General features: G+C 70.6%; 11 protein-coding genes and 1 pseudogene. 7 read left to right on the top strand and 5 right to left on the bottom strand.

Translation table 11 applies throughout. The features are described from left to right. Window positions 1-43: 43 nt before the first annotated feature. The 3 genes and pseudogenes from infB to A9X03_RS05850 all read left to right on the top strand — a co-directional run. Window positions 44-2,251: pseudogene (gene infB / locus A9X03_RS05860) on the top strand (translation initiation factor IF-2); the annotation flags it as partial. 55 nt (window positions 2,252-2,306) lie between these two features. After that, a complete protein-coding gene (gene rbfA / locus A9X03_RS05855) occupies window positions 2,307-2,780 on the top strand; it encodes a 30S ribosome-binding factor RbfA (protein WP_068015115.1) in 474 nt (157 codons plus the stop codon). Then, window positions 2,755-3,765, top strand: coding sequence for a bifunctional oligoribonuclease/PAP phosphatase NrnA (locus tag A9X03_RS05850; protein WP_067759940.1), 1,011 nt, complete (start codon window positions 2,755-2,757; stop codon window positions 3,763-3,765). Before rbfA ends, A9X03_RS05850 begins: the two co-directional genes overlap by 26 nt. A 12-nt stretch (window positions 3,766-3,777) precedes the next feature. Here the strand turns inward: A9X03_RS05850 and A9X03_RS05845 are convergent, their stop codons facing one another. The 3 genes from A9X03_RS05845 to A9X03_RS05835 are packed head-to-tail and all read right to left on the bottom strand — an operon-like array spanning window position 3,778 to window position 5,514. Continuing rightward, window positions 3,778-4,359, bottom strand: coding sequence for a hypothetical protein (locus A9X03_RS05845; RefSeq protein WP_067780307.1), 582 nt, complete (start codon window positions 4,357-4,359; stop codon window positions 3,778-3,780). Between the two features lie 22 nt (window positions 4,360-4,381). Beyond that, a complete protein-coding gene (locus tag A9X03_RS05840; protein ID WP_067759934.1) occupies window positions 4,382-4,753 on the bottom strand; it encodes a hypothetical protein in 372 nt (123 codons plus the stop codon). A gap of 11 nt (window positions 4,754-4,764) precedes the next feature. Further along, on the bottom strand, window positions 4,765-5,514 hold the full coding sequence (locus A9X03_RS05835; protein WP_068260102.1) for an enoyl-CoA hydratase: 750 nt from the start codon (window positions 5,512-5,514) through the stop codon (window positions 4,765-4,767). Window positions 5,515-5,558: 44 nt separating this feature from the next. Between A9X03_RS05835 and A9X03_RS05830 the strand changes: the two genes are divergently transcribed. After that, window positions 5,559-5,828: a DUF2277 domain-containing protein gene (locus tag A9X03_RS05830; RefSeq protein ID WP_067890876.1), complete on the top strand. Its 270-nt coding sequence runs from the start codon at window positions 5,559-5,561 to the stop codon at window positions 5,826-5,828. Further along, window positions 5,825-6,397 (top strand): DUF1802 family protein, encoded by a 573-nt coding sequence (locus A9X03_RS05825; protein WP_068260099.1) that lies wholly within the window; start codon window positions 5,825-5,827, stop codon window positions 6,395-6,397. Before A9X03_RS05830 ends, A9X03_RS05825 begins: the two co-directional genes overlap by 4 nt. On the opposite strand, the gene A9X03_RS05820 is transcribed toward A9X03_RS05825, so the two are convergent. Further along, window positions 6,356-8,101, bottom strand: coding sequence for a CocE/NonD family hydrolase (locus tag A9X03_RS05820; protein WP_068260093.1), 1,746 nt, complete (start codon window positions 8,099-8,101; stop codon window positions 6,356-6,358). The genes A9X03_RS05825 and A9X03_RS05820 overlap by 42 nt on opposite strands. A 27-nt stretch (window positions 8,102-8,128) precedes the next feature. Next, window positions 8,129-8,713 (bottom strand): DUF3558 domain-containing protein, encoded by a 585-nt coding sequence (locus A9X03_RS05815; protein WP_067759917.1) that lies wholly within the window; start codon window positions 8,711-8,713, stop codon window positions 8,129-8,131. 147 nt (window positions 8,714-8,860) lie between these two features. Between A9X03_RS05815 and A9X03_RS05810 the strand changes: the two genes are divergently transcribed. Together A9X03_RS05810 and A9X03_RS05805 are read left to right on the top strand one after the other, a co-directional pair. Then, complete coding sequence (locus tag A9X03_RS05810; RefSeq protein ID WP_067759913.1) at window positions 8,861-9,838, top strand: metallophosphoesterase; 978 nt, start codon at window positions 8,861-8,863, stop codon at window positions 9,836-9,838. Next, on the top strand, window positions 9,835-10,131 hold a 297-nt coding region (locus tag A9X03_RS05805; RefSeq protein WP_369831001.1), incomplete at its 3' end, for a 4'-phosphopantetheinyl transferase. The genes A9X03_RS05810 and A9X03_RS05805, both read left to right, overlap by 4 nt.

Genomic DNA, 10,131 nt, shown 5'->3' with positions numbered 1-10,131 from the left:
CGGCCGCTGATCCGCAGCGCCACCGGGACGGGGCGGCATGTTGCCGGGCGAAGCGCCGGGACGCGGCGCACCGGGCCGGGGCGCCCCGGGGCGGGGCACCGGGCGCGGGATCGGCCGGTCGACGGGCTGCGCGGACGAGAACGGGTTGTTGCCGACGCGCGGGGTGCGCACGCCGGGCTTCGGCGCCGGACCGGGGCGCGGACCCGGCGTCATGCCGGGTTGGGGTCCGGGCTGGCCGGCCGGCTGGCCGGGCGCGGGCGGCTTTGGCTGCCCGGGCTGTCCCGGTGAGGGGCGGCCGGGCACCGGCCCGGGACGGGCCGGCGCTTCGGTGGGCGCGGCCGGCGCGTTCGGCCGTCCCGGGGGTGCGCCCCGACGCGGCCGCAAGTCCAAGCGGGCGAAACGCGCCGAATACGAGAACATGCAGGCGCCGGTCGTCGGCGGCGTGCGGTTGCCGCACGGCAACGGCGAGACGATCCGGCTGGCCCGCGGCGCGTCGCTCTCCGACTTCGCCGACAAGATCAACGCCAACCCGGCCTCGCTGGTGCAGGCGTTGTTCAATCTCGGCGAGATGGTGACGGCCACCCAATCGGTCGGCGACGAGACGCTCGAGCTGCTGGGCAGCGAGATGAACTACGTCGTCCAGGTCGTCAGCCCGGAGGACGAGGACCGCGAGCTGCTGGAGTCGTTCGACCTGACCTACGGCGAGGACGAGGGCGGCGAGGAAGACCTGCAGACCCGGCCGCCGGTGGTGACCGTGATGGGTCACGTCGACCACGGTAAAACGCGGCTGTTGGACACGATCCGGAACGCCAGCGTGCGTGAGGCCGAGGCCGGTGGCATCACCCAGCACATCGGCGCCTACCAGGTCTCGGTCGACCTCGACGGCAACGAGCGGCTGATCACCTTCATCGACACCCCGGGTCACGAGGCGTTCACCGCCATGCGTGCCCGCGGCGCGAAGGCGACCGACATCGCCATCCTGGTGGTCGCCGCCGACGACGGCGTGATGCCGCAGACGGTGGAGGCCATCAACCACGCGCAGGCGGCCGACGTGCCGATCGTGGTGGCCGTCAACAAGATCGACAAGGAGGGCGCCGACCCGGCCAAGATCCGGGCACAGCTCACTGAATACGGTTTGGTGGCCGAGGATTTCGGTGGCGACACGATGTTCGTCGACATCTCGGCGAAGGAGGGCACGAACATCGAAGCGCTCGAAGAGGCGGTGCTGCTGACCGCCGACGCGGCCCTGGACCTGCGGGCCAACCCCGACATGGAGGCCCAGGGCGTGGCGATCGAGGCGCACCTGGACCGCGGCCGCGGCCCGGTCGCGACGGTGCTGGTGCAGCGCGGCACGCTGCGCGTCGGCGACTCGGTGGTGGCCGGCGACGCGTACGGTCGGGTTCGCCGCATGGTCGACGAGCACGGCGACGACGTCGAGGAGGCGTTGCCGTCGCGGCCGGTGCAGGTCATCGGCTTCACGTCGGTCCCGGGCGCCGGTGACAACTTCCTGGTCGTCGACGAAGACCGCATCGCTCGCCAGATCGCCGACCGGCGCAGCGCCCGCAGGCGCAACGCGCTGGCGGCGCGGTCCCGCAAGCGCATCAGCCTGGAGGACCTGGACTCGGCGCTGAAGGAAACCAGCCAGCTGAACCTGATCCTCAAGGGCGACAACGCCGGTACGGTCGAGGCGCTCGAGGAGGCCCTGATGGGCATCCAGGTCGACGACGAGGTGGAACTGCGCGTCATCGACCGTGGCGTCGGTGGCATCACCGAAACCAACGTCAACCTGGCGTCGGCGTCGGACGCGGTGATCATCGGGTTCAACGTGCGCGCCGAGGGCAAGGCGACGGAGCTGGCCAACCGCGAGGGTGTGGAGATCCGCTACTACTCGGTGATCTACCAGGCGATCGACGACATCGAGAAGGCCTTGCGCGGCATGCTCAAGCCGATCTACGAGGAGCAGGAGCTGGGTCGCGCCGAGATCCGCGCGATCTTCCGGTCCTCCAAGGTCGGCATCATCGCCGGCTGCATGATCAGCTCCGGGGTGGTGCGGCGCAACGCGAAGGCCCGCTTGTTGCGGGACAACGTCGTGGTCACCGAGAACCTCACGATCAACTCGCTGCGCCGGGAGAAGGACGACGTGACCGAGGTGCGCGAGGGCTTCGAGTGCGGTATGACGCTGGGCTACTCCGACATCAAGGAAGGCGACATCATCGAGTCCTACGAGCTCGTGCAGAAGGAGCGCGCCTGACCGCCGCCGCCGACGATGCAGAACGAAGTGATGAGGAGAAGGCGGTGAATTCATAATGGCCGACCCCGCCCGGGCGCGCCGACTGGCCAAACGCATCAACACGATCGTCGCATCGGCGATCGAATTCGAGATCAAGGATCCGGGGCTCGACGGGGTGACCATCGTCGACACGAAGGTCACCGCCGACCTGCACGATGCGACGGTGTTCTACACCGTGATGGGCCGCACCCTGGACGACGAGCCGGACTACGCCGCCGCGGCGGCCGCGCTGGAGCGGGCCAAGGGCGCGCTGCGCACCATGGTGGGGGCGGGCACCGGTGTGCGCTTCACGCCGACCCTGACCTTCAACCGCGACACCACGTTGGACACCGTGCAGCGGATGGACGAGTTGCTGGCGCGCGCCCGCGCCGCGGACGCGGACCTGGCGCGCGTCCGATCGGGTGCCAAGCCGGCCGGGGATGCCGATCCTTACCGTCCCAGCGGGGCAAGCGACGAGGACACCGGTGACGGCGACCGACGCGAAGACTGAGCTGTCCCGCGCCGCGGCAGCCGGGGCACGCGTCGACGCCCGCGGCGCGGTCGAATTGCTTTCCGCCGCCGAAACCATCGCGGTGGTCGCCCACGTCCACCCCGACGCCGACACCATCGGCGCCGGGCTGGCGCTGGCCTTGGTGCTGGACAAGTGCGGCAAAAGCGTCGAGGTCGGTTTCGCCGAGCCCGCGACGCTGCCCGAGTCGCTGGCCTCGCTGCCCGGCTGTGGATTGCTGGTGGCCGCGGATGCGATGCGGCGCGACGTCGATTTGGTTGTCACCGTTGACGTTCCGAGCGTCAAGCGGCTCGGCGCGCTGAGCGAGCTGGCCGGTCCGGGCCGCGAATCGCTGGTGATCGACCACCACGCCTCCAACGAGCTGTTCGGCACCGCGAACTTCGTTGACGTGTCGGCGGATTCGACCACGATGTTGATCGCCGACATCCTCGACGCCTGGGACAAGCCGATCGAACCGGACGTCGCGCACTGCATCTATGCCGGGCTGACCACCGACACCGGGTCCTTCCGCTGGGCCACCGCCCGCGCCCTTCGGCTGGCGGCCCGGCTGGTGGAGGCGGGCGTGGACAACGCGGCGATCAGCCGGACGCTGATGGACAGCCACCCCTTCGACTGGCTGCCGCTGCTCTCCCGCGTGCTGGGCTCCGCGCACCTGCTGCCCGACGCCGCCGGTGGTCGGGGGCTGGTGTATGCGGTTGTCCGACACCAGGATTGGATCAGTTCGCGTCCCGAGGAAGTCGAGAGCATCGTCGACATCGTGCGCACCACGCAGCAGGCGGAGGTGGCCGCGGTGTTCAAGGAGGTCGACCCGCTGCAGTGGTCGGTGTCGATGCGGGCCAAGGCCGAGGTGGACCTGGCGGCGGTCGCGTCCGCGTTCGGCGGGGGCGGTCACCGGCTGGCCGCCGGCTATTCGACGAGCGGCCCGATCGAGGACGCGGTGGCTTCGCTGCGCAGTGCCCTGGGCTAGGACGCCGTTGGGCTAGAACGCCCAGCTGCCCGCGCGCTGCAGCACGAATCCGTGGTCGCCGCTGGTGGTGTCCAGGCAGGCCACCAGGTTGTCGGCGCCGACGGCGCACGTGACGTTCAGGTACGTCAGCTTCTGGCCCACTCCGAGCAACTTGCCGCCCGGGGGAAGGGCCGCGGGGTTGCCGTCGCATCCGCCGTAGGACATGCGGCTCAATTGGTAGCCCGGCCCCTTGAACTCAGCGGAACCCACCAGGCAGTCGCCCGGGTGCGGGCGCCCGCCGAGGACGGGAACGTCGTCGATCCCGGGCATGTCGCCCTTGCACTTGATGTCCTGTGACGGCTGCGGCGCGGGCGCCGGCCCGCCGTAGAAGTCGCACGCCAGCGAGTACGGGGTGGAGAAACTGATTCGGGGCGGGGTGCCCGGCCCGGAGCTGGCCACGTAGCCGTCCGCCGGGACCGGGGCGAAACCGTCCAGGCTGGGAAAGCCCGCCGGTGGCAGCGCGGCCGCGCGCGGCAACGCGGGCCCCGCGAGCGCGAACGCGAGCGCCAGAGCGCCCACCAGGACCCTCACGGTGACGTCGACGACCGTACGCATCAGCTGATCGTATGGGTTGACCTCAGTTCACCCATAAACCAGCGGCGATCAAAACGGACCCGAGGGCCATGACCAGGCCTAATGCCGGCCATTTCCACATCCCGGGGCGTCGGCGAGCACCCGCGACCAGCGCCCCGACGCATGACACCAGCAGTCCCCCGGCTATTCCGGCGACGATGACGACCGTCCCGGCGAAGGTGCGGTGGACGAAGTGGGTGACACCCGGGCTGTCGCAGTTATCGCTGCATATCGGCAGCATCAACCACATCGAGGACAACAATGCCAAGGCGAATGCCCCGGCACTGACCACCAGCTGCACGACGAAGAGCAGCACGGTCGCGACGGTGTCCGCGGTCGCTCGTCCGCGCCGCTGAGGCGGCGGGAATTGCGTCATCAGTTCGGCCGCTAACGGACCTGGGCCCGGCCGCGCTGCAGCACCGCCTCGCGGTTGGCGGCGATGTCGTCGCCACTGGTCCGGAAGCGGCGGGCCGCCATCGCCTCCTGCCACAAGCCCGCGCTGGTCTGCGCGTCGTCGATCCGGTGATAGGACGCCAGCAGCGCCCGCACCGCGTCCTGGTTGTTGCCGACGATCGACGCGGCCACGGCGCGGGCGGTGCCCAACAGCGCCTCGTGCGGCACCACCTCGGTCACCAGCCCGGCGCGCAGCGCGTCGGCCGCCGACAGGTAGTCCCCGGTCATGCTCATGCGCCGGGCCAGGCCGACGCCCACCTTCTGCGGCAGCCGCACGCTCAGCCCCCAGGTGGGCAGCAGGCCCACGCGGGCGTGGGTGTCGGCGAACCGGGCGTTCTCCGAGGCGATCAGGATGTCGCAGTACAGGGCCAGCTCCAGTCCGCCGGTCACCGCGGCGCCGTTGATCGCACCGATGACCGGCTTGCTCAGCGGTGGCCACCGCGGGGAGATGTCCGGAAGAGCCGAGGAACCCCCCAGCTCCTTGAGGTCCAGGCCCGCGCAGAACACCGGGTCGGTGCCGGTGACGATGATGACGTCGACGTCGTCGTCGGTTTCCGCGTCGGCGAGGGCCCCGAAGAACCGATCCCGCAGCGCGGAGGACAGCGCGTTGCGGGACTGCGGCCGATTGAGGGTCAGGGTGCGCACCCGCTCGTCGGTCTCGATCAGCAGGATGTCATCGGTCATGTGTTCACCGTAGAGGGTGACTCGCGGCGCCTATCGTGGATCCCATGTGCCGGAACATCACCGAGCTGAGGGGCTTGCAGCCCGCGGCCACGCCGCAGGAAATCGCGGCGGCGGCGCGCCAGTACGTCCGCAAGGTCAGCGGCATCACCCACCCGTCGGCGATCAACGCCGAGGCGTTCGAAGCCGCCGTCGCCGAGGTGACCGAGACGACGACGCGGTTGTTGGCGGCGCTGCCCCCGCGACGGCAGCCGCCCAAGACGGTCCCGCCGCTGCGCCGGCCCGAAGTGATCGCCCGCCTCGAGAACGCGCAATGACCCAGACGGCCACCACCGGAACCGCGACGCCCGCGCTGAAGGAGTGGAGCGCGGCGGTGCACGCCCTGCTGGACGGGCGGCAGCGGGTGCTGCTGCGCAAGGGCGGCATCGGGGAGAAGCGCTTTGAGCTGGCCGCCGACGAGTTCCTGTTGTTCCCGACGGTCGCGCACAGCCACGCGGAGCGCGTCCGGCCCGAGCATCGCGACCTGCTCGAGGCGGCCGCCGCCGACAGCACCGAGGATCGCCTGGTGATCCGGGCGGCAGCGAAAGTCGTTGCGGCGGTGCCGGTTAACCAGCCCGAAGGCCTGCCGTCGATCGAGGACCTGCACATCTGGACCGCCGATTCGGTGCGCGCCGACCGGCTGGACTTCCGCCCGAAGCACACGCTGGCGGTGCTGGTGGTGTCGGTGCATCCGTTGGCCGAGCCGGTGGACATCACCCGCGCACCCGACCACGGCGGCTGCAAGAGCTGGGTGGAGCTGCCCGTGCGGGCGCCGTTCGGGGCGCCCGTTCATGACGCCGCGGCGCTAGCCGAGGTCGCCGCCCGCGTCCGCCGCGCCGTTGGCTGACAGGTCGAGCGGGCCGACGGGCAGCAGCAGCCGGGAGCGGCCGTAGCGCACGGTGTGGGTGGCCGGCCTGGACTGCCGGCCCGTCAGGATCGGCTCGTCGGTGCCCAGGTTGCGCGCGTAACGGGGGAACCAGCTGCCGGCGATCAGCACCCGGATGCGGGAGCCGGCGCGGAAGCGGTGGGCGACGCCGTCGAGCTCGATGCGGAGGGTTTTCTTCGAGTTCTTTGCGTTCTTGGCGGAGTTCTTTGCGTTCTTGGCGGCGGCGTCCAGCCGCCGGTAGCCGTCGCTGACGTTCTTCGATCGGCCCTTGAAGTCGACCTCGCTCACCCGGACGAACAGGTCGACGTGGGGGTTGTCCGCGCCGTGCGCCAGCTCGACCACCGGGCTCCCGTAGACGCAGAGGTCGTGGGTGAGGGTGAGGCTGGTGAAGGCCAGCACGTCGTCGCGCGCGGCGAGCGGGCTGTCGTCGCGGTAGCCGCCGTTCGGCGAGAGCAACGGTCCGCCCGTGGTGGGGGTGGGGTCGGCGGGGTCGTAGCGGAAGGTCGCCGGTGCCAGCCGCGTCAGGTCCGTCGGCGCGGTCTCGCCGAGGTGGCCGCCCGGCCGCAGGTACAGCGCGCGTTCGGTGGTGGCGGGCGGCCAGTCGGGCACGTTGCGCCAGCCCTGCCCGGTGACGCAGACCCGCACCCGGCTGGGCCGGTCCGCGGGCGCGCCGCCCAGGTGGGTGTCCAGCCAGTCCAGCGACTCCCGCATGCAGGTGCTCAATCCGGTGGTGAGCACCTGGGCGTGCGTCCACGGGCCCATGGTGAGCGCGACGTCGAGGCCCCGGCCGCGCAGGTGCGCGTACTGCTGCAGCGTCTGCCTGACGAAGATGTCCTGCCAGCCGCCGATCAGCAGCACGGGCACCTCGGCCCGGTCCAGCGCGGCGCCGCAGCGCAGCGCGTCCCAGAACGGGTCGCCCGGATCGGTGTGCTCCACCCACGACTCGAACCACGGCGCGCCCGCGCCGAGCAGCGCGCGAGCCGTCTCGCCGACCGGCAGCCCGAGGGCCGCCTGTGCCACCTTGCCGCGGTTCTGCAGCTGGCGCAGCGCGGACCGCGCCCGGATCGGGTCCTCCTGGTGGGCCACCATGTCGCTCCAGCCCAGGAAGTCGTTGATGGCGAACGAGCCTGTGCCCCAGACGGATTCGTTGAAATCGTGCGGCCCCACCGTGATGACGGCCGCGGCCAGCTCCGGTGGGGGATCGGTCAGTAGCGCCCACTGGGTGAACCCGAGGTAGGACAGGCCGACGGTGGCGAAGCTGCCGGTGAACCAGGGCTGCTCGCGCAGCCAGGCCACGGTGTCGGCGCCGTCGGCGGCCTCGTTGGCCATCGGCTCGAATGCCCCGCCCGACCCGAACGTGCCGCGCACGCTCTGCAACACGACGTGGTAGCCGCGGCTTGCGTACAGCGCCCCGAACAGCAGCGAGAACGGCAACGCGCGCCCGTAAGGGCCCCGGGCCAGCACGGTGCCGGCGGCCGACGCGGTGGCCGGCGCGTAGTGATCGGCCACCAGGTCGACCCCGTCGCGCATGGGCACCCGCACGCGTTCGACGGTGTAGTCCATCGTCGCGGGCCGCAGCCCCAGCAGCCGGCCGGCGGCCTTGGCGCCGACGTGCCGCAGGGTGTGCAGGGCGGGCTGGGCTGGTCGCGTGGAGGTGATACTCACGGTGCCCAGGTTAAGGCCCGCCGGTCCCTAGAACTTGTAGTAAGGCGCCAGGTCGTTGGCGCGCTGCAGATTGGTGGACATGCAGTCCACCTCGGGATTGGAGTAGACCGTCGAGTAGTACAGCGCCTGCTGCAGCACGCCGTAGCTGGTCTTGAACACGGTCATGCAGGAGTAATACCAGTAGCTGTTGTGGTACGTCGGCTTGAGCACCCAGTACTGCGCGGCGCGGTGGCCCGCGATCGTCGTCTCGACGGCGTCGGGCGGCAGCGTCTCCTCGTAGGTGCGCCAGATGATCGGCTCGACGGCCACCTGGTAGTTACCCGCGTCGAAGTGGCAGCGCAGGCCGTCTTCGTGTTCGGGCGGTGTGAATCCCAGCCCGAGCCGCTGGATCACGTCGAACGGGATGTCCTCGCACGCGTCGAAGGGGCGCGGGTCGGTGGTCGCCACGATCGGGCTCTTCATCGTGGTCTCCATCGGCGCCGCGGTCGAGCGCAGCTCGACGCGCCCACCGCCCTCGGGCCCCGGCGCGGCCCCCAGCCATCCCGCGGTGCCTGCTACGGCCGCTGCGACCAGGGCGCCCACCGCCCCGATCAGACGCACCTTGGCGAACACGACACCCCCTGACGGCTCGGCGCTCCTTTGCCGGGAGTGTACAAGTCGCGTCGGTGAGGCCACAGGGAAACAAGAACACGTTCTAATGCCGCGGGCAAGGGCCGGTCCTGGCCGGCCCGCGACCGCGGGTCATTAGGCTGGTTAATCGTGGCTGGTCAAAATGCGGGGCACGAATCGCCCAACGGGGGACAACCGACGCTGTGGGCCGTCTCCGACCTGCACACCGGGCACCTCGGCAACAAGCCCGTCACCGAATCCCTGCACCCGTCCTCGCCGGACGATTGGCTGATCGTCGCCGGCGACGTCGCCGAACGCACCGACGAGATCCGCTGGGCGCTTGACCTGCTGCGCCGCCGATTCGCGAAGGTGATCTGGGTGCCCGGCAATCACGAGCTGTGGACCACCACCCGCGACCCGGTGCAGATCTTCGGCAAGTCCCGCTATGACTACCTGGTCAACATGTGCGACGAGATGGGCGTCGTCACCCCCGAACATCCCTTCCCGGTGTGGACCGAGCGCGGCGGCCCCGCCACGATCGTGCCGATGTTCCTGCTCTACGACTACAGCTTCTTGCCCGAGGGTGCGACGAGCAAAGCGGAGGGCCTGACCATCGCGCGGGAGCGCAACGTCGTCGCCACCGACGAATTCCTGCTCTCGCCGGAGCCGTACCCGACCCGGGAGGCCTGGTGCCGGGAGCGGCTCGCCGCCACTCGGGCCCGCCTCGAGCAACTCGACTGGATGACGCCGACGGTTCTGGTGAACCATTTCCCGATGGTGCGCGAACCCTGCGACGCGCTGTTCTACCCCGAGTTCTCGCTGTGGTGCGGAACCACCAAGACCGCCGACTGGCACACGCGATACAACGCCGTCTGTTCGGTCTACGGCCACCTGCACATCCCGCGGACCACCTGGTACGACGACGTGCGCTTCGAGGAGGTGTCGGTGGGCTACCCGCGGGAATGGCGGCGCCGCAAGCCGCACAGCTGGTTGCGCCAGGTGCTGCCCGACCCGCAGTACGCGCCGGGCTACCTCAACGACTTCGGCGGCCATTTCGAGATCACCCCCGAGATGCGGCAGCAGGCCGCGCAGTTCCGGGAACGGTTGCGGCAGCGGCAGTCCCGATGACCGAGCAGTTGCTGGTCTCCTCGGTACTGCCCGACGCGCGCGAGTTGGCCTACTCCGAGCTGTATTCCGACCCGCCCGATCTGGCCCCGCTGCCCGAGGAGGAGCCGCTGATCGCCAAGTCGGTCGCCAAGCGGCGCAACGAGTTCATCACCGTCAGGCACTGCGCCCGCGTGGCGATGGGCGAACTCGGCCTGCCGCCGGTGCCGATCCTCAAGGGCGACAAGGGCGAACCGTGCTGGCCCGACGGCGTGGTGGGCAGCCTCACCCACTGCACCGGCTACCGCGGCGCGGTC

Source organism: Mycobacterium sp. E1715 (assembly GCF_001667625.1).
Taxonomy (GTDB): domain Bacteria; phylum Actinomycetota; class Actinomycetes; order Mycobacteriales; family Mycobacteriaceae; genus Mycobacterium.
Note: the sequence above shows the minus strand (reverse complement) of the source record. Positions and strands in the feature narration are given on the sequence as shown.